Source organism: Microvirga sesbaniae, from assembly GCF_025460805.1.
Classification (GTDB): Bacteria; Pseudomonadota; Alphaproteobacteria; order Rhizobiales; family Beijerinckiaceae; genus Microvirga; species Microvirga sesbaniae.
Genome location: NZ_JAMXFJ010000018.1, coordinates 1 through 17,565, shown reverse-complemented (window position 1 = coordinate 17,565; position 17,565 = coordinate 1). Strand labels below are relative to the sequence as shown.

Annotated in this window: 17 protein-coding genes and 1 pseudogene; 10 read left to right on the top strand and 8 right to left on the bottom strand. The window is 66.4% G+C overall.

Features of this window, described 5'->3' with window-relative positions:
- Nucleotides 1–45: 45 nt before the first annotated feature.
- From OCW50_RS21600 to OCW50_RS21580, 5 genes are all read right to left on the bottom strand, one after another.
- Nucleotides 46–501: an EVE domain-containing protein gene (locus OCW50_RS21600; protein WP_262298897.1), complete on the bottom strand. Its 456-nt coding sequence runs from the start codon at nt 499–501 to the stop codon at nt 46–48.
- A 12-nt stretch (nt 502–513) separates the two neighbouring features.
- On the bottom strand, nt 514–885 hold the full coding sequence (locus OCW50_RS21595; RefSeq protein WP_262298896.1) for a VOC family protein: 372 nt from the start codon (nt 883–885) through the stop codon (nt 514–516).
- 69 nt (nt 886–954) lie between these two features.
- On the bottom strand, nt 955–1,647 hold the full coding sequence (locus tag OCW50_RS21590) for a helix-turn-helix transcriptional regulator (protein WP_262271717.1): 693 nt from the start codon (nt 1,645–1,647) through the stop codon (nt 955–957).
- A 130-nt stretch (nt 1,648–1,777) separates the two neighbouring features.
- On the bottom strand, nt 1,778–3,040 hold the full coding sequence (gene tyrS, locus OCW50_RS21585) for a tyrosine--tRNA ligase (RefSeq protein WP_262271716.1): 1,263 nt from the start codon (nt 3,038–3,040) through the stop codon (nt 1,778–1,780).
- Nucleotides 3,041–3,076: 36 nt separating this feature from the next.
- Nucleotides 3,077–3,733, bottom strand: coding sequence for an alpha/beta hydrolase (locus OCW50_RS21580; protein WP_173945208.1), 657 nt, complete (start codon nt 3,731–3,733; stop codon nt 3,077–3,079).
- 232 nt (nt 3,734–3,965) lie between these two features.
- Here OCW50_RS21580 and OCW50_RS21575 point away from each other — a divergent pair, with 232 nt between their 5' ends.
- The 6 genes from OCW50_RS21575 to OCW50_RS21550 all read left to right on the top strand — a co-directional run bounded on the left by OCW50_RS21575 (nt 3,966) and on the right by OCW50_RS21550 (nt 10,603).
- Nucleotides 3,966–5,138, top strand: a complete 1,173-nt coding sequence (locus OCW50_RS21575) for a cysteine desulfurase family protein (protein ID WP_262271734.1) — start codon at nt 3,966–3,968, stop codon at nt 5,136–5,138.
- Nucleotides 5,139–5,204: 66 nt separating this feature from the next.
- Entirely contained in the window at nt 5,205–6,677 is a 1,473-nt protein-coding gene (gene sufB / locus OCW50_RS21570) for a Fe-S cluster assembly protein SufB (RefSeq protein ID WP_262271715.1), read from the top strand.
- A 117-nt stretch (nt 6,678–6,794) separates the two neighbouring features.
- Nucleotides 6,795–7,547 carry a Fe-S cluster assembly ATPase SufC gene (gene sufC / locus OCW50_RS21565; protein ID WP_262271714.1) on the top strand — a complete coding sequence of 251 codons (753 nt, stop codon included), beginning with the start codon at nt 6,795–6,797 and terminating at the stop codon, nt 7,545–7,547.
- A 1-nt stretch (nt 7,548) separates the two neighbouring features.
- Nucleotides 7,549–8,862, top strand: a complete 1,314-nt coding sequence (sufD, locus tag OCW50_RS21560) for a Fe-S cluster assembly protein SufD (RefSeq protein ID WP_262298895.1) — start codon at nt 7,549–7,551, stop codon at nt 8,860–8,862.
- Between the two features lie 123 nt (nt 8,863–8,985).
- Nucleotides 8,986–10,221 (top strand): cysteine desulfurase, encoded by a 1,236-nt coding sequence (locus tag OCW50_RS21555; protein WP_262298894.1) that lies wholly within the window; start codon nt 8,986–8,988, stop codon nt 10,219–10,221.
- An 85-nt stretch (nt 10,222–10,306) separates the two neighbouring features.
- Complete coding sequence (locus tag OCW50_RS21550) at nt 10,307–10,603, top strand: SUF system Fe-S cluster assembly protein (RefSeq protein WP_371823118.1); 297 nt, start codon at nt 10,307–10,309, stop codon at nt 10,601–10,603.
- 81 nt (nt 10,604–10,684) lie between these two features.
- Here OCW50_RS21550 and OCW50_RS21545 read toward each other — a convergent pair whose 3' ends face one another.
- Nucleotides 10,685–11,449, bottom strand: coding sequence for an SDR family oxidoreductase (locus OCW50_RS21545; protein ID WP_262298893.1), 765 nt, complete (start codon nt 11,447–11,449; stop codon nt 10,685–10,687).
- 97 nt (nt 11,450–11,546) lie between these two features.
- Nucleotides 11,547–13,400, bottom strand: a complete 1,854-nt coding sequence (gene ybaL / locus OCW50_RS21540) for a YbaL family putative K(+) efflux transporter (RefSeq protein ID WP_262298892.1) — start codon at nt 13,398–13,400, stop codon at nt 11,547–11,549.
- A gap of 172 nt (nt 13,401–13,572) precedes the next feature.
- On the opposite strand from ybaL, the gene OCW50_RS21535 reads away from it, so the two are divergent.
- Both OCW50_RS21535 and OCW50_RS21530 read left to right on the top strand, forming a co-directional pair.
- Nucleotides 13,573–13,953 carry a HesB/IscA family protein gene (locus tag OCW50_RS21535; protein ID WP_262298891.1) on the top strand — a complete coding sequence of 127 codons (381 nt, stop codon included), beginning with the start codon at nt 13,573–13,575 and terminating at the stop codon, nt 13,951–13,953.
- Nucleotides 13,954–13,956: 3 nt separating this feature from the next.
- Nucleotides 13,957–14,349, top strand: a complete 393-nt coding sequence (locus OCW50_RS21530) for a TfoX/Sxy family protein (RefSeq protein WP_262298890.1) — start codon at nt 13,957–13,959, stop codon at nt 14,347–14,349.
- 348 nt (nt 14,350–14,697) lie between these two features.
- Here the strand turns inward: OCW50_RS21530 and OCW50_RS21525 are convergent, their stop codons facing one another.
- Nucleotides 14,698–16,158, bottom strand: a complete 1,461-nt coding sequence (locus tag OCW50_RS21525) for a DEAD/DEAH box helicase (RefSeq protein WP_262298889.1) — start codon at nt 16,156–16,158, stop codon at nt 14,698–14,700.
- Between the two features lie 189 nt (nt 16,159–16,347).
- Here OCW50_RS21525 and OCW50_RS21520 point away from each other — a divergent pair, with 189 nt between their 5' ends.
- Both OCW50_RS21520 and OCW50_RS21515 read left to right on the top strand, forming a co-directional pair.
- A complete protein-coding gene (locus OCW50_RS21520) occupies nt 16,348–17,046 on the top strand; it encodes an alpha/beta fold hydrolase (RefSeq protein ID WP_262298888.1) in 699 nt (232 codons plus the stop codon).
- A 308-nt stretch (nt 17,047–17,354) separates the two neighbouring features.
- Nucleotides 17,355–17,565: pseudogene (locus tag OCW50_RS21515) on the top strand (hypothetical protein); the annotation flags it as partial.

Here is a 17,565-nt window from a genome sequence, read left to right as displayed (position 1 = left end):
CGCCGGAAGGCGCGCGAATGTCTTGCCAAAAGAGACCTCTGCCCGTCACGGCCCCTGGATCGGCCCGGAGGCGGCGGAGCTCGTGTCGCGCTGCATCGCTGCGGCGATCAGGTCGAAATCGCGCTCGCTGATCGACAGCAGGCCGAACCTGAGCCGGTACCCCCAGTTCGGTCGCCCGGCCGTGAAGTCGAGGCTGCCCAGCAGCGGATGGATCGGTGCGTCCCGGGCCTCCGCCCAGACCACGTCCCGGCGATAGGGGCTAAAGCCGCCCCCCATGTCGAACCGGTAGGTCTCCTTTCCATGGACGGTCCCGATCGCCGTGAATGCCTGCAGCCGTTCACGGCCGCCGAAGGTCAGGGTCGGTGAGTAATAGATGATCCCGTCGTCGGGCTTGATCCTCCGCAAGGGGGCGGCTTTGCCGTGACACACCTGCATGAAGCCTTCTGACCGGCCCCGCCGGACATGCTCGGCGGAGGCGATCGCCATCCAGAAGCTCGTCATGATGTCCCTTTCCTATCGGGCCGCCGGAGCGAAGACGCGCAGGCGATGATTGTCCGGGTCGAGGGCCACGAAGGTTCGGCCGAAATCCATGACGGTCGGCTCCTGAAGGATCGACAGACCGCGGGCCTTCCAGGCCGCGCATGTCGCGTCGACGTCCGCGTCCCTTTCGACCGGGAAGGCGAGTTCGGCGCCACCGCCCGGCGCTGCCGCCGCGGGCTGAACCGTGTGCCGCGACCACAGGCCGAGCATCAGGCCGGACCCGAGGGCGAACAGGACGAAGGTCGGCGAGGCCTCGACAGGCTTGCGCTGAAGCAGCTCGCCGTAGAAGTCGGCGCTGGCGGCAGGGCTGTCCACGTAGAGGAGGATGAAGTTGGGGGTCGGCACGTCTGGTCTCCGTTGGATGCAACGCGGAGAACTCTAGGACACCATGCTGTCAGATTCCGGCAGCAGTGATCAGGCCGGGGCCGGGATGCCCTCGGCGGCCCGCCAATCCTTCAGAAGGGCATGGCGCCGGCGCGGGTAGCGGATCTGTGTGGGCGTCAGGCTTGCAATCCGGTCGGTGCGGAAGTGCCGGAAGCCTTGCCTCAGCTCGCACCAGGCAACGACGGCTCGCACCTGGTCGAAATAGCCCAGGGCCACGGGCCAGATCGTCCGCTCGGTGGCGTTGCCGGCGCCGTCCTTGTAGCGGATCAGGAGCTTGCGCTCCGACCGGATCGATGTCCTGATCGCCGCGACGTCCACGATGTCTTCGGCGATCGGCTGGCCGGGACCGACAAGGAGAGGCGGGGCATCGAGGCTGCGGCGCAGATCGTCCGGAAGGACCGCGGCGATCTTGGCGAGCGCATTGTGGGCCGCGGCCGCCAAGGGGCCGTCGGCCCGTTCGGCAACCCATCGGGACCCCAGGACGAGCGCCTCGATCTCGTCATCGGAGAACATCAGCGGGGGCAGCATGTAGCCGGGTTTGAGGATATAGCCGATCCCCGGCTCGCCTTCGATGCTGGCCCCCTGTGCCTGCAGGCTGGCGATGTCCCGGTAGAGCGTCCGGAGGCTGACGCCGAGGTCCTGCGCGAGGGACCTCCCGCTCACCGGGCGCCGGTGGCGACGCAGCGTTTGCAGGAGTTCGAGCAGGCGCTCCGAGCGGGTCAAGACGGGGCCCTCATGAGCAGACGCCATTCTCTGGCAGGTTCGACGGACGTTGCCTACCCCGAGGCGGACCCGGAGGCGAGCATCCCGGCTCGGGTCCGGCGCCGCCTCGCGCGACCGGGGGGGCGATCGATCAGACGGCGCGCAGGAGCACGTGCTTCTTCTTGCCGAACGACAGCTTGATCACGCCCTCCGCGGTCACGTCCGAAAGGCCCAGGGTGCCGCGCTCGTCCGAGACGGTCTGGTCGTTCACCCTCAGGCCGCCGCTCTTCACCTGCCGGCGCGCCTCGCTCGAGGAGGGCACGAGCTTGGCGTAATCGGGCCCGAAGGCAGCCAGGACGCCGAGGCCCGCCTCGAGCAGCCGGGTCTCGATCTCGACCGTCGGCAGGGTCTCGGCCAGCGCGCCCTGCTCGAAGGTCTTGCGCGCGGTTTCGGCCGCCAGATCCGCCGCCTCGCGGCCGTGGAGGAGGGCCGTCGCTTCCGTTGCGAGAACCTTCTTCGCCTCATTGATGTCGGCGCCCTGAAGGGCCTCGAGCCGGGCGATCTCGTCCATGGGCAGGATGGTGAAGAGCTTCAGGAAGCGGGCGACGTCGGCGTCCTCGGTGTTGCGCCAGAACTGCCAGTAATCGTACGGGCTCAGCATGTCGGCGTTGAGCCAGACGGCCCCGGACGCGGTCTTGCCCATCTTGGCGCCCGAAGCGGTCGTCAGGAGCGGGCAGGTGACGGCGTAGAGCTGCGGCGTGCCGAGACGGCGGCCGAGATCGATGCCGTTGACGATGTTGCCCCACTGGTCCGAGCCGCCCATCTGCAGCACGCAGCCGTACCGCCTGTTGAGCTCCACGAAGTCGTAGGCCTGGAGGATCATGTAATTGAACTCCAGGAACGACAGCTCGTGCTCGCGGTCGAGGCGCAGCTTCACGCTGTCGAAGGACAGCATCCGGTTGACCGAGAAGTGCCGGCCCACGTCGCGCAGGAATTCGATGTAGTTGAGCTTGGTCAGCCATTCGGCATTGTCCGCCATCATGGCGTCGGTCTTGCCCTCGCCGAAGCTGATGAAGCGGGAAAAGACCGTCCTGATGCTCTCCTTGTTGGCCTCGATCTGCTCGACGGTGAGGAGCTTGCGGCTCTCGTCCTTGCCGGACGGATCGCCCACCCGCGTGGTGCCGCCGCCCATGAGGGTAATGGGCTTGCCGGCCCCGGTCTTCTGGAGCCAGTGCAGCATCATGATCGACAGCAGGTGCCCCACATGGAGCGACGGGCCCGTGCAGTCATAGCCCACATAGGTGGTCAGCCGGTTCTCGAGCGCAGCCGCGTCGATCCCCTCGAAATCGGAGGTCTGGTGAATGAAGCCCCGCTCGGTGAGCACCTTCAGGAATTCGGAACGTGGCGCGTTCATCGCGTTTCTCTTTGCTGTTCGGTGAGCGGAACCGCGTCAGGCGGCCTCTTCGGTGGTGCCGAGGCGCTTGTCGAGATACTCGTCCACGGCCACCATCAGCTCGTCCACGCGGCCGTCGAAGAAGTGGTTGGCGCCGTCGATCACCGCGTGCTCGAGCTTCACGCCCTTCTGCGTCTTCACCTTCTCGATCACGCTGACCACGTCCTTCACCGGTGCGACCCGGTCCTCCGAGCCGTGAACGAACAGGCCGGAGGACGGGCAGGGGGCGAGGAACGAGAAGTCGTAGCGGTTCGCCATGGCGGCGATCGAGATGAAGCCCTCGATCTCCGGGCGGCGCATGAGAAGCTGCATGCCGATCCAGGCGCCGAAGGAGACGCCGGCGATCCAGCAGGCGCGGGCGTCCGGGTTCATGGCCTGGGCCCAATCGAGAGCCGCGGCGGCGTCGGAGAGTTCGCCCTGGCCGTGATCGAAGGCGCCTTGGCTGCGGCCGACGCCGCGGAAGTTGAACCGCAGCACCGAGAAGCCGCGCTTCACGAAGTCATAGTACAGGTTGTAGACGATCTGGTTGTTCATCGTCCCGCCGAATTGCGGGTGCGGGTGCAGGATGATGGCGATGGGCGCGCCCTTCTCCTTGGCAGGCTGGTAACGTCCCTCGATGCGACCGGCAGGACCCGTGAAGATGACTTCAGGCATGTACGCGAACCTCTTGAGCGCCCCTCCATCAGGAGGGGGAAAACAGCGGGCGACCTTGACTCCAGGCCGCGGTTCCTCATAAAAGGATCCTTAGAACTATTCTAAATTGTTCCAATGTTTCATGGGCCCGGCAGCGAGGGCCATGGGGAGAAACCTGGGACAGATGTGGTTGCGGTGCTTTAGCACGGCAACCAGGGTCGATTGCAAGAATTTCGTGAGGCTCCAAGCAGCTATGGCTTCCGGCCAGCGCACATATCTGGACCACAACGCGACCTCGCCCGTACGGCCTGAGGTGGCCGAGGCGGTCCTGCGCGCGCTCCAGCTTCCGGGGAATGCCTCGTCGGTCCATGCGGAGGGGCGTGCCGCCCGGGCCGAGATCGAGAAAGCCCGCGAAACGGTGGCGGGCCTTGTCGGCGCCAAGGCGAAGAACGTCGTCTTCACGAGCGGCGGGACCGAGGCGGCCAATCTCGTCCTGACCCCGGGCCTGCGCCGTTTGGGGCAGGACGGGGCGAAGAGGCTCCTGGTCGGCGCGGCTGAGCATCCTTGCGTGCTCAACGGCCACCGCTTCCCGGTCGAGGTGGTGGAAACCATCCCGGTCGATCGGCACGGCGTCCTTGATCTGGCCTGGCTCCGGGCCCACCTGGAGAAGGCGGGCGACGGGCGGGTTCTCGTGTCGGTCCAGCTTGCCAACAACGAGACCGGCGTGGTGCAGCCCGTGGCCGAGGCGGCCCGGCTGGTCCACGACCATGGCGGACTGATCCACACCGATGCGGTTCAGGCGGCCGGCAAGGTCCGGGTCGACCTGGTCGAGCTGGGCGTCGATGCGATGACGCTCTCCGGGCACAAGATCGGCGGTCCCAAGGGGATCGGGGCGGTGATTCTGGCCTCGGACCAGGTGGAGGTCGCCGAACGGCTGATCCGTGGCGGCGGCCAGGAGAAGGGTTTCCGGGCCGGCACCGAGAACGTGGCGGCCATCGCGGGCTTCGGCGCTGCGGCCGAGCTGGCGCTGGCGAGCCTCGAGCAGGAAACCCGGCGGCTGCGGGAGCTGCGGGACGAGGCCGAGGCGCAGGTCCGGCGGATCGCCCCCGACGCACTTGTTGTGTCTTCCGCTGCGGAAAGGTTGCCTAATACCTTGGCCTTTGCCATACCCGGCCTCAGGGCCGAGACGGCGCTGATCGCCTTCGATCTGGCAGGCGTGGCCCTGTCCTCCGGCTCGGCCTGCTCGTCCGGAAAGGTCAAGCGATCGCATGTGCTGGACGCCATGGGCGTCGAGCCCGCCTTGGCCGAAGGCGTTTTGCGCGTGAGTTTGGGGTGGACGACCACACAAGAGGACGTGATCCGCTTCGCGGAGGCGTGCGAAAGGGTGGTGGGCACCTTATATAAGCGGAAGGCGAGCGCGGCCTGATGGGCCGGTTCGGTTTCCATGTCATCAACCCGCGGCCCTTGAAGCCGTGAGCGGTGGGAGAGACGAATGCCTGCAGTGCAGGAAACGATCGATCAGGTTCGTCTGATTGACGTCGATCAGTACAAGTACGGCTTCGAGACCGAAGTCGAGATGGAAAAGGCCCCGAAGGGCCTCTCCGAGGACGTGATCCGCTTCATCTCGGGCAAGAAGGGCGAGCCGGAGTGGATGCTCCAGTGGCGGCTCGACGCCTACAAGCGCTGGCTCACCATGAAGGAGCCGAACTGGGCGCGGGTCTCGTACGACAAGATCGACTACAACGACATCTACTACTATGCGGCCCCGAAGAAGAACCCGGCGCCGAAGTCCCTGGACGAGGTCGATCCGGAGATCCTCAAGACCTACGAGAAGCTCGGCATTCCCCTGCGCGAGCAGGAGATCCTGGCCGGCGTCGAGCCGACGAACCGGGTCGCCGTGGACGCGGTGTTCGACAGCGTGTCGGTCGCCACGACCTTCAAGGCGGAACTGGCCAAGGCGGGCGTGATCTTCATGCCGATCTCCGAGGCGATCCGGGAGTATCCGGACCTCGTGCGCCAGTATCTCGGCTCGGTCGTGCCGGTGACGGACAACTTCTTCGCCACCCTGAACTCGGCCGTCTTCACGGACGGTTCGTTCGTCTACATCCCGCCGGGCGTGCGCTGCCCGATGGAGCTGTCGACCTATTTCCGCATCAACGAGAAGAACACGGGCCAGTTCGAGCGGACGCTGATCATCGCCGACAAGGGCTCCTATGTCTCGTATCTCGAGGGCTGCACGGCTCCGAAGCGCGACGAGAACCAGCTCCACGCCGCCGTGGTCGAGCTGATCGCCCTCGACGATGCCGAGATCAAGTACTCGACGGTCCAGAACTGGTATCCGGGCGACGCCGAAGGCCGGGGCGGCATCTACAACTTCGTGACGAAGCGTGGCGATTGCCGCGGCCGGAACTCGGTCATCACCTGGACGCAGGTCGAGACCGGCTCCGCGATCACCTGGAAGTATCCGTCCTGCATCCTGCGCGGCGACAACTCGCGCGGCGAGTTCTACTCGATCGCCGTGTCGAACGGGAAGCAGCAGGTCGATTCCGGCACCAAGATGATCCATCTGGGCAAGAACACCACGAGCCGGATCATCTCGAAGGGCATCGCGGCGGGCAAGTCCGAGAACACCTATCGCGGCCTCGTGTCGGCTCACCGCAAGGCGACCGGCGCGCGCAACTTCACGAACTGCGACTCGCTCCTCATCGGAAACCAGTGCGGCGCGCACACGGTGCCCTACATCGAGTCGAAGAACGCCTCCGCGGTGTTCGAGCACGAGGCGACGACATCGAAGATCTCCGAGGATCAGATGTTCTACTGCCAGCAGCGCGGCCTCTCGGAAGAGGAGGCGACGGCGCTCATCGTGAACGGCTTCGTGAAGGACGTGCTGCAGCAGCTCCCCATGGAGTTCGCTGTCGAGGCGCAGAAGCTGATCTCGATCTCGCTGGAAGGCTCGGTCGGTTAATTCAGGAAACGGGACGTGGATGCCGAGGGCGGAAGCCCGGGCGCGACGCGAACGCTTCAAAGCCCGTCATGGCCGGACCGGATCCGGCCATCCACGCGCAAACAACGGAATACTCAAATGCTCGAAATCAAGAACCTGGTCGTCCAGATCGAGGACAAGCGCATTCTCAACGGCCTCAACCTCACCGTGAACAAGGGCGAGGTGGCTGCCATCATGGGGCCGAACGGCTCGGGCAAGTCGACCCTGTCCTACGTGATCGCCGGCAAGGAGGATTACGAGATCCTCGACGGCGAGATCCTGCTCGACGGCCAGAACCTTCTGGAGATGGAGCCGGACCAGCGCGCCTCTGCGGGCGTGTTCCTGGCTTTCCAGTATCCGCTGGAGATCCCCGGCGTCGCCTCGATGACGTTCCTGAAGGCCGCCCTCAACGCCCAGCGCAAGGCGCGCGGCGAGGAGGAGCTGACCACGCCGGACTTCATCAAGCGCGTCAACGCCGCCGCCCAGCAGCTCGAAATCCCCAAGGACATGCTCAAGCGCGCCCTCAACGTCGGATTCTCCGGCGGCGAGAAGAAGCGCATGGAGATCCTGCAGATGGCGCTGCTCCAGCCGTCCTTCTGCATCCTGGACGAGACCGATTCCGGCCTCGACATCGACGCGCTGCGCATCGTGTCCGAGGGCGTGAACGCGCTCCGCTCGCCCGACCGTGCCTTCCTGGTCATCACCCACTACCAGCGCCTCCTGAACCACATCGTGCCGGACACCGTCCATGTGATGCATGCAGGGCGCATCGTGAAGTCGGGCGGCAAGGAGCTCGCGCTCGAGCTCGAGGCGAACGGCTACGCCGACTACCGTGAAACCGAGGCCGCGTAACATGGCTGACGTCACTCTCATGAAGACGCCGGCGGAAACCGCGCTGGCGCAGGCCTTCGAGAGCGCCAAGACGACGCTTCCCGGCACCGGGGAGTCGCGGGCTCAGGCCTTCGAGCAGTTCAATTCGCGCGGTCTTCCGCACCGCCGGGTCGAGGAGTTCAAGTACACCGATCTGCGGACGCTCCTGCGCGAGGTCGCGCCCTTCGCCGGCGCGCCGTCGGCCGACCAGGCGAGGTCCGCTCTCGAGGGTGCGAAGGCGCTCAAGGGAGTCGAGGCTCTGCAGGTCCCGTTCGTGAACGGCCACTTCGTTCGCGACGCGGTGGATTTCCACGGCCTGCCGGAGAACGTCGAGATCGTGCCCATGGCCGAAGCGCTGGCGAACGGCCACGACTGGCTCGCGCATCTGAGCCCCGTGCCCTGGGCGAACGACAATCCGGTCTATCAGCTCAATACGTCCTTCATGGCCGACGGGGTGATGATCCGGATCGCCGGTCCGGTCGCGACCCCGCTTCACCTCCGCTTCGTGACGGCGGCGAGCTCGGCCGTCGCCACGGCGACCCGCGTTCTCGTGGTCGTGGAGGAGGACGCGTCCGTGACCCTTCTCGAGACGCACGAGAGCACCGACGGGGCCAACCATCAGCCGAACGACGTGGTCGAGCTGATCGCGGGCGACCGCACCAACGTTCAGCACGTGCGCGTCAACGCCGAGGGCGACAAGGCACTGGCTCTGTCCACACTGGCAGCCAAGATCGGCGGCGACGCCATCTTCAACAGCATCAACGTGGTGGCGGGTGCCGCGACCTCGCGGCACCAGGTCTTCGCCGTTCTGAACGGTGAGAACACGAACCTGCGCGTCAACGGTGCGACGATGCTGAAGGGTTCCCAGCACGGCGACTCGACCCTCGTGGTCGAGCACGGCGCTCCCCATTGCGAAAGCCGGGAGCTGTTCAAGACCGTGATCGACAACGAGGCGACCGGGGTCTTCCAGGGCAAGATCATCGTTCCGCATCATGCCCAGAAGACCGACGGCCGCATGATGTCGGCGGCGCTCCTCCTCGAGGAGGGCGGCTCCATGAACAACAAGCCGGAGCTTGAGATCTTCGCCGACGACGTGCAGTGCGCCCACGGCGCCACTTGCGGCCAGCTCGACGAGGACCTCCTGTTCTACCTCATGGCCCGCGGTCTGCCGAAGAAGGATGCCGAAAGCCTCCTGGTTCAGGCCTTCCTGGGCGAGGCGCTGGAGTTCGTCGAGAACGAGACCGCCCGCGAGGCTCTCGTCGAGACGGTCGAGAGCTGGCTGAAGGCTCGGGCGTAAAGGAACTCAACGCGTCATGGCCGGCCTCGTGCCGGCCATCCCGATCCGGTGGGGCACAGCGCATCTCATCATCGGGGTCACCGGCACAAGGCCGGCGATGACGGTGGTGGAGAGAAACTGGCAATGAACGCACCTGTGAAGCCCTATGACGTCGAAGCGATCCGGGCGGAGTTCCCGATCCTGGCGCAAGAGGTCTACGGCAAGCCGCTGGTCTACCTGGACAACGCCGCGTCGGCCCAGAAGCCGCGCGCGGTGATCGACGCCATGGTCAACACGATGCAGACCGGCTACGCCAACGTTCATCGCGGTCTCCATCACATGGCGAACGTGGCGACCGAGGGATTCGAGCGCGCGCGTGAGACCGTGCGGGAATTCCTCAACGCCGAGTCCGTCGATGAAATCGTCTTCACCAAGTCGGCCACGGAAGCCTACAACCTCGTGGCGGATTCGTTCGGGCGCCTCGGCATCGGGGAAGGCGACGAGATCATCCTGTCGATCATGGAGCACCACTCCAACATCGTTCCCTGGCACTTCCTGCGGGAGCGCAAGGGGGCGGTGATCAAGTGGGCGCCGGTGGACGACGAGGGCAACTTCCTCGTCGAGGAGTTCGAGAAGCTTTTCACGCCGCGGACCAAGATCGTCGCCATCACCCACATGTCGAACGTGCTGGGCACCGTGACGCCCGCGAAGGAGATCGTGCGCATCGCCCACGCCCATGGGGTGCCGGTCCTGATCGACGGCGCCCAGGGCGCCGTGCACCTGCAGGTCGACGTGCGCGATCTGGATGCGGATTTCTATGTGTTCACCGGCCACAAGGTCTACGGGCCGACCGGCATCGGGGTGCTCTACGGCAAGCGCGAATGGCTCGCGAAGCTGCCGCCCTACTCGGGCGGGGGCGAGATGATCCGCGAAGTGCGCCAGGATGCGATCACCTACAACGACCCGCCGCACCGGTTCGAGGCGGGCACGCCCCCGATCATCGAGGCCATCGGCCTCGATGCGGCCCTGCGGTTCATGATGCAGCTCGGGCGGGAGAACATCCAGGCCCATGAGGCGGCGCTCTCGGCCTATGCCCACGAGCGCCTCGGCGCCATGAATTCGGTGCGCATCATCGGCCGGGCCCGGGGAAAGGGCGCGATCCTGTCCTTCGAGATGAAGAACGCGCACGCTCATGACGTCGCCACGGTCATCGACCGGCAGGGCGTCGCGGTTCGGGCGGGCACCCACTGCGCCATGCCGCTCCTGGAGCGCTTCGGCGCCACGTCGACCTGCCGCGCGTCCTTTGGCCTCTACAACACCATGCAAGAAGTCGATAAGCTGGCGGATGCCCTGCAGAAGGCGGAAGCCCTGTTTGCGTGAGGATTGACCTGTGAACGATCTATCTCCGACCAACGCCCCGCAGGTGTCCCCCGGCTCAGGGATTCCGCCGGAAGAGCTCGACCGCATGACCGACGACATCGTCGCGGCGCTGAAAACCGTCTACGATCCGGAGATCCCGGCCGACATCTACGAGCTCGGCCTGATCTATCGGGTCGATATCGACGACGACCGCAATGTTGCCATCGACATGACCCTGACGGCCCCGGGCTGCCCCGTCGCCGGCGAGATGCCGGGCTGGGTGGAGAACGCCGTGTCCACGGTCCAGGGCGTTCAGAGCGTCAAGGTCAGCATGGTGTTCGATCCGCCGTGGGACCAGAGCCGCATGTCCGACGAGGCCCGGGTGGCCCTCGACATGTGGTAGGCCGGGCGGGCCTCCCTTGTCAGATCAGCACGTCATGGCCGGGCTCGTCCCGGCCATTTGCGTTTTCGAAGCGCCGGGGCGTCACGTCCGATTGATGGAGACGCCCCCGTCGACGAGGAGCGCCGTTCCGGTCGTGAAGCTGGAGGCGTCCGAGGCAAGGTAGAGCGCCGATCGGGCGATCTCCTCGGGGCGCGCCCGCCGCTTCAGGGCGTGCAGGCCCTCCACGAAAGCCAGCGCCTCGGGCGTGCCGACCCAGGCCTCGGCCAGGGGCGTGTCGGTGCCCCCGGGCAACAGGGCGTTCACACGGATCCCTCTCGGCCCGAACTCGCTGGCGAGCGACTGCGTGAGCCCGATCAGGCCGGACTTGCTGGCCGCGTAAGCGGCCACGCCCGGCATTCCGGCCGTGTAGCCGACGAAGGTCGAGGTGAAGATGAGAGAGCCTCCGCCCCGGTCGAGCATCGCCGGGATCTGATGCTTCGCCCCCAGGAAGGGCGCCGTCAGGTTGATCGCCAGCGTGTCGTGCCAGCCGGCGAGCGACAGGCCCGGCGTCGGGCCCATCTCGCCGTTCGTGCCCGCATTGTTGAAGGCGATGTCGAGCCCGCCGAAATGCCGGATCGCCGTTTGGACGAGCGCCTCAGCCAGAGCCTCGTCCCTGATGTCGCCGGGAACAGCAACGGCTCGTCCGCCATCCTTCTCGATCTCGCCGACGAGAGCCTCGAGGGCGTCGGATCGCCTTGCCGTAACGATGACGTTCGCGCCCTCTCGGGCAAACAGCCTGGCCGTCGCGCGGCCGATCCCGGAACTCGCTCCGGTCACGATCGCGGTCTTGTTCATGAGCGTGGTCACAGAAATCCCTTTCCTTCATGAGCGTGATGCTCGGGACTGGGATCGCCGATGGGGCGACTGTTTCCGACCCGTTTCCTGCGCCCGAATTCTGTGGGCCTCAATGCTCCGTCTGATGGGCGGGCTGGCGCGAAGGCGCCGGCTCGGACGGGCCGGTGCCGGCATCGTCTGAGTGACGCACCGGCGTGTCGGCGTCCTGATGCTCGTCGGCGGTCTCGTCGGCCTCCTGGACGGACGACAGGACCGGCTCGCGCGGGGCATCGGGTACGGCCGCGAACATGGCCCGGGCGATTTCCTGCTCGCCCATCACCACCCTGGTGGCGCCGTACTTCTCCACATGCTCCTCCTGCGCCGCGGAATGCACGCGCACGATGATCGGCAGGTCGGGATTGATCGTCCGGGCCTGCTCGACCACCTGGCCGCTTTCGAAGGCGTCCGGGATCGCGATGAGAAGGCAGCGTGCCGCCCTGATGTTGGCGGCCGCCGCCACATCGGGATCGGCGGCGTTGCCCATGATGATCGCCTGGCCGTCCTTCTGCAGATCGGACACCTGGTTCTTGTCCATCTCGACGACCAGGAACGGCGTTCCCGACGATGCCAGCTTTGCGCTGATGAACTTCCCGACCCGGCCGTGGCCCACGAGCACCACGTGATCCGTCAGGGGCGTGACGGGGAGAGGTTCCCGGGCGGCGGCTGCGGCCGCCCTTTCGGCCGCGAGGGCCTCCTGCTCGGCCGCAGCGGCGTCCGCCGTGGCCTGCGCCCTGGCGGCCTCCCTTTTCGACGACCAGCGGTCGAGCAGGCTGAACAGGAAGGGATTGGTCAGGATCGACAGGATGGCGCCGGCGAGGATCAGATCGCGCCCCTTCTCGGGCATAAGCTCGAGTTCGACGCCCAGGCCCGCGAGGATGAAGGAGAATTCGCCGATCTGCGCGAGGCTCGCGGCAATCGTCAACGCGGTCGCGTTCGGGTGGCGGAACAGCCGGACGATCGCGAAGGCGGCGAGCGACTTGCCGACGACGATGATCAGGAAGGTCGCCAGAACCGGGCCGAAGTCGTTGATGAGGATCATCGGGTCGAACAGCATGCCGACCGAGACGAAGAACAGCACCGCGAAGGCATCGCGCAGGGGCAGTGTTTCCGACGCCGCCTGGTGGCTGAGCTCCGACTCGCTCAGGACCATCCCGGCGAAGAAGGCCCCGAGAGCGAACGACACGCCGAACAGCTCCGCCGCCCCGAAGGCCGCACCGAGCGCGATGGCGAGCACCGCGAGGCGGAACAGTTCGCGGGAACCCGTATGGGCCACGTAGTGGAGAATCCATGGAATGACCCGGCGACCGACGATCAGCATGATCGCCACGAAAGCCACGACCTTGCCGAGGGTGATGCCGAGCGAGATCACGATGGATTCGAGATCCGCGGAGGCGCTCGACGCAGCTTCCGCGAAGGCGGGCAGGAGCACGAGGGTCAGGACCATGGCCAGATCCTCGACGATCAGCCATCCGACCGCGATATGGCCGCGCTCGGTCTCCACGAGCCGGCGCTCCTGAAGGGCGCGCAGCAGCACGACCGTACTGGCCACCGAGAGCGCCAGCCCGAACACGAGGCCGGCGCCGATGCTCCAGCCCATCAGCCAGGCGAGCCCGATGCCGAGGGCGGTCGCGCTGGCGATCTGGACCACCGCGCCCGGGATCGCGATGGCCTTCACGGACAGGAGGTCCTTCAGGGAGAAGTGAAGGCCGACCCCGAACATCAGGAGAATCACGCCGATTTCGGCCAGCTGGTTGGCCAGTCCCTGGTCGGCCACGTAGCCGGGGGTGAAGGGGCCGGCGAGGACGCCCGCGAGGAGGTATCCGATCAGGGGGGAAAGACGGAAGCGGTGCGCTACGGCGCCAAGAGCGAATGCCAACACGAGGCCGACGACAATGGTTGATATCAGCGGCGTGTGATGCGGCATCTGCTCTCCTCGGACTGTCGGGGGGGCGGGAAGGGGATGGCCCCGATATGGTCGACCTCGGCCGTTCGGGCAACCCTGAACGGTCTCGACGTTTGACGTTTCAGCTCTTATCTATGGTGGATCGAACTCGTTCTGCCCGGGCCTTGAACCCGGCCGCCAGGAGAGAAGGCCAATGGCACTACCCGGATTCAAGGTCGTCACCTTGACCGACGCGGCCGCCAACCGCGTCAAGGACATCATCGGCAAGGCGGAGCGCCCCATCGTGGGTGTCCGCGTGGGCGTCAAGAACGGCGGCTGCGCCGGCATGTCCTACACGATGGAATACGCCGAGAGCGTCAACCCGCTCGACGAGGTGGTCGAGGACAAGGGCGTGACCGTCCTGATCGACCCCAAGGCCGTGCTGTTCCTGCTCGGCACGGAAATGGATTTCCAAACGACCAAGATGTCGTCCCAGTTCGTCTTCAACAACCCCAACCAGACCTCGGCCTGCGGCTGCGGCGAGTCGGTGGCGATCACGCCCGCCACGCCGGCGGCGCTCCAATCGGCCGGGTGATCCATGGATGCCGAGGACGTCCGGGACATCTTCCGCGGTCTCGGGCCCGTTTCCATCCGCCGCATGTTCGGCGGGCAGGGGGTGTATCAGGGCGAGCTGATGTTCGCCCTGGTGGCGTCCGACGAGATTTATCTCAAGGTCGACGAGGAGAGCGTCGGCTTCTTCCGTGACCAGGGGTCCCGGCCCTTCACCTTCCAGACCCGCGACGGCCGGACGACGCTCACGAGCTACTGGCGAATGCCGGAATCGGCCCTTGACGATCCCGACGAAGCGGCTGAACTCGGGGCCATGGCCCTGGCGGCCGCCCGGCGGGCGAAAGCCCCCAAGCTTCGCAAAGCCGGCAGGCCGGCCCCGGGGCAGAATTCCCGTAGGAAAGCCTCGAAGCCGGTCGCCTAGCGCATCGCGCGGACGAAAGCGGGCCACGCTCGTGACCCGAACGATGCGCCAGCCAGGAGCCCAGCCAAGAGTGGAGCATCGATCCCGAAAGTGGGTCCCCATTTCACATGCGATGCTCGAGGCCCGCGCCACTCCCGGAATGGATCGAAATGCTCCCCCGTCATGGCCGGCCCTGTGCCGGCCATCCCGATGCGGTGAGGCTCGGCGCTCTTCCGACCGGGATCACCGGGACAAGCCCGGTGATGACGGGGTGGTGGATCGTACGGGCCGGTGATGACGCCGGGGTGACCATCCGGCCAAGCGATCGAGGCAGGGTCCCGAACGGTGCGCCGCTCAAGGGGGGCCGCCTTACTTGGCTTTCTTGGCCAGGACCGGTCGCATGAGGAAGGCCGGCACGTGATCGCCGAGCCCGATCACCTTCTCGTCCCCATCGTCGTCCCGCCGCGAGCGCCCCTGATGGCTCCGGTCCGCGAACCGCTCGCCGCGATCCTGCCGGGGCCGGCGGCTCTGCTGCTCCTCGCGGGGAGCCTGGGCCGCACGCGGGGCGGGAGCCTCCTCGCGCCGTTCTTCCGAAGGCCCTCGGCTGCGTTCCGACGAGCGCACCTTGACCTTGCGCCCTCGTGAGCGCTCCTCGCCGCGCGCACCGCGGCGGCGGGACGAACCTTCTGACGGCGGACGCTCGGCGAGCGTCGGGCCCTGCCATTCGATCGGCTGGCCGATCAGCTTCTCGATCGCCGCGAGGGATTTCTCGTCGCCCGGTCCCACCAGCGTGAAGGACTGGCCGCTCCGGCCGGCCCGGCCCGTACGGCCGATCCGGTGGACATAGTCCTCGGCGTGGTGCGGGACGTCGTAGTTGAACACGTGGCTGACCGCCGGAATGTCCAGGCCTCGGGCCGCCACGTCGCTCGCCACCAGGAGAGGGGTCTCTCCCGTGCGGAAGCTGTCGAGGGCCGCCATGCGGGCATGCTGGTCCATGTCGCCGTGGAGGGCGACAGCACTGAAGCCGTGGTTCTGCAAGGAGCGGTGAAGAACGGCCACGTCGCGCTTGCGGTTGCAGAACACGATGGCGTTCTGCAGGTCCGTGGCGCCCCGAATCAGGTCGCGCAGGGTCTCGCGCTTCTCGTAATCCTCGCGCCCGGTGGCCACCAGGCGCTGCGTGATCGTCGAGGCCGTCGAGGCCGCGCGGGCAACCTCCACCTTCACCGGATTGTGAAGAAAGGCGTCTGCCAGACGCTGGATCTCGGGCGGCATCGTGGCGGAGAAGAACAGGGTCTGGCGGGTGAACGGAACGAGCTTCACGATCCGTTCGATATCCGGGATGAAGCCCATGTCGAGCATCCGGTCGGCCTCGTCGATCACCAGAAGCTCGACGCCGGTGAGCAGGAGCTTCCCGCGCTCGAAGTGGTCCAGCAGCCGGCCCGGGGTCGCGATCAGCACGTCGACGCCGCGGGTGATCTTGGCGTCCTGGTCGCCGAAGGACACGCCGCCGATCAGCAGGGCCACCGAGAGGCGATGGTTGATCCCGTACTTGTCGAAGTTGTCCTCGACCTGGGCGGCCAGCTCGCGGGTCGGCTCGAGGATCAGCGTGCGCGGCATGCGGGCCCGGGCCCTGCCGGATTCGAGCAGGGTCAGCATCGGGAGCGTGAAGGCTGCCGTCTTTCCCGTGCCGGTCTGTGCGATGCCCAGCACGTCGCGACGGGAGAGGACGTGTGGGATGGCCTGCGCCTGGATGGGCGTCGGTTCCGTATATCCGGCGCTTGCTACGGCCTGTTGAACTTTATCGCTAAGTCCGAGTTCGGCGAACGACATGAATGATAATTACCGTTGAGGGCTGGGCGCGCTCTAAAAGTGCCGGCCGCGCTCTACGGCAACAAACAGGCGCGTGTCTGGTTTCACCTGAGGCTCTTGCTCAAGTTGAGGAGTGGCCGGACCATAAGATAAGCTATGCGCTTGTCAATCCAGGGAAACTTGCCGGAAGGCAACAAAAGGAAGGTTTGGATGGCAGAATCGCTCGTTCTGATTCCCGGATTGGCCTGCACGGCCCGGCTCTTCGAGCCCCAGATCGCCGCCCTCGGGGCCGGTCGCACGATCGTCGTGGCCGACCATACGCTCGATGATTCGATTGCCGCCATCGCGTCGCGGCTCCTCCGCGCTGCTCCGGACAGGTTCGCCCTCGCTGGGCTTTCCATGGGCGGCTACATCGCCATGGAGGTCATGCGCCAGGCGCCGGGCCGGGTGGAGCGGCTTGCCCTGCTCGATACGAGCGCTCGGCCGGACACCCCTGAGGCGAGCCAGGACCGCGAGCGGTTGATCGCACTGGCCCAGGCCGGGCGATTCGAGGAGATCCATGCCGTGCTCTGGCCTCGCCTGGTCCATCCGGACCGGAGAGGCGACGCGGACCTCCAGGCCGTCCTGCTGGAGATGATGCGCGAAACCGGTGCCGAGGCTTACATCCGGCAGCAACGGGCGATCATGGCGCGGCCTGATTCCCGAACCTCGCTCCCGGTGATCGAGATCCCGACCCTGGTGCTGGTCGGCGAAGGCGACGCCGTCACGCCGGTCGAGATCGCCCGCGAGATGGCCGAGATGATCGAATGGGCCTCGCTCGTCGTGGTTCCCGGGGCCGGACACATGTCGACGCTCGAGCAGCCCGACCGGGTCACGCACGCCCTTCAATTATGGCTGAAGCGGGATTAACCATCGTTCCGCCTTGGTCTTGCGACCCTTCCCGAAGATATGGTCAATGATCGGTTACCGCTGCGTCAGGCACGGCCGCCCGAGCTTCGCATGGATATAACCGTCTGATAGATAAGCATTATTCGCATCGCCAGTTTGGGCGGTGGATGGCTTGGATGCGCCGGCGGCGGGGTCGTTTCAGAACCCCGACGGCTGCGCGTCGGAAAAGCTTTGCTTCTCGCCCCAACTGTGGCAGGAAAGTGACAGACGCAGGGGCAAGTCTCGGCTACAAGCTGCGTCACATCCTTCTAACGGACGGACCAAGACCAATGAAAAAGATTCTCCTCTCTTCGGTTGCTCTGCTCGGCCTCGCCACGGGCGCTCTGGCTGCTGACCTTCCCTCCCGCCGCGCTCCGGCTCCGATCGTTGCTGCTGTTCCGGTGTTCACCTGGACGGGCTTCTACGTGGGTGTGAACGCCGGCTACGGCTGGAACACGAACGACTCGATCACGGTCGGCGGCCTGCGCTTCGACCTGGATG

Bases quoted from the DNA above. Each gene is read 5' to 3' on its own strand.
- OCW50_RS21525 (WP_262298889.1), bottom strand. From the start codon at position 16,158: ATGTCGTTCGCCGAACTCGGACTTAGCGATAAAGTTCAACAGGCCGTA.
- sufB (WP_262271715.1), top strand. From the start codon at position 5,205: ATGCCTGCAGTGCAGGAAACGATCGATCAGGTTCGTCTGATTGACGTC.
- OCW50_RS21555 (WP_262298894.1), top strand. From the start codon at position 8,986: ATGAACGCACCTGTGAAGCCCTATGACGTCGAAGCGATCCGGGCGGAG.
- OCW50_RS21520 (WP_262298888.1), top strand. From the start codon at position 16,348: ATGGCAGAATCGCTCGTTCTGATTCCCGGATTGGCCTGCACGGCCCGG.
- OCW50_RS21535 (WP_262298891.1), top strand. From the start codon at position 13,573: ATGGCACTACCCGGATTCAAGGTCGTCACCTTGACCGACGCGGCCGCC.
- tyrS (WP_262271716.1), bottom strand. From the start codon at position 3,040: ATGAACGCGCCACGTTCCGAATTCCTGAAGGTGCTCACCGAGCGGGGC.
- OCW50_RS21575 (WP_262271734.1), top strand. From the start codon at position 3,966: ATGGCTTCCGGCCAGCGCACATATCTGGACCACAACGCGACCTCGCCC.
- ybaL (WP_262298892.1), bottom strand. From the start codon at position 13,400: ATGCCGCATCACACGCCGCTGATATCAACCATTGTCGTCGGCCTCGTG.
- OCW50_RS21580 (WP_173945208.1), bottom strand. From the start codon at position 3,733: ATGCCTGAAGTCATCTTCACGGGTCCTGCCGGTCGCATCGAGGGACGT.
- OCW50_RS21550 (WP_371823118.1), top strand. From the start codon at position 10,307: ATGACCGACGACATCGTCGCGGCGCTGAAAACCGTCTACGATCCGGAG.
- OCW50_RS21600 (WP_262298897.1), bottom strand. From the start codon at position 501: ATGACGAGCTTCTGGATGGCGATCGCCTCCGCCGAGCATGTCCGGCGG.
- sufC (WP_262271714.1), top strand. From the start codon at position 6,795: ATGCTCGAAATCAAGAACCTGGTCGTCCAGATCGAGGACAAGCGCATT.
- sufD (WP_262298895.1), top strand. From the start codon at position 7,549: ATGGCTGACGTCACTCTCATGAAGACGCCGGCGGAAACCGCGCTGGCG.
- OCW50_RS21530 (WP_262298890.1), top strand. From the start codon at position 13,957: ATGGATGCCGAGGACGTCCGGGACATCTTCCGCGGTCTCGGGCCCGTT.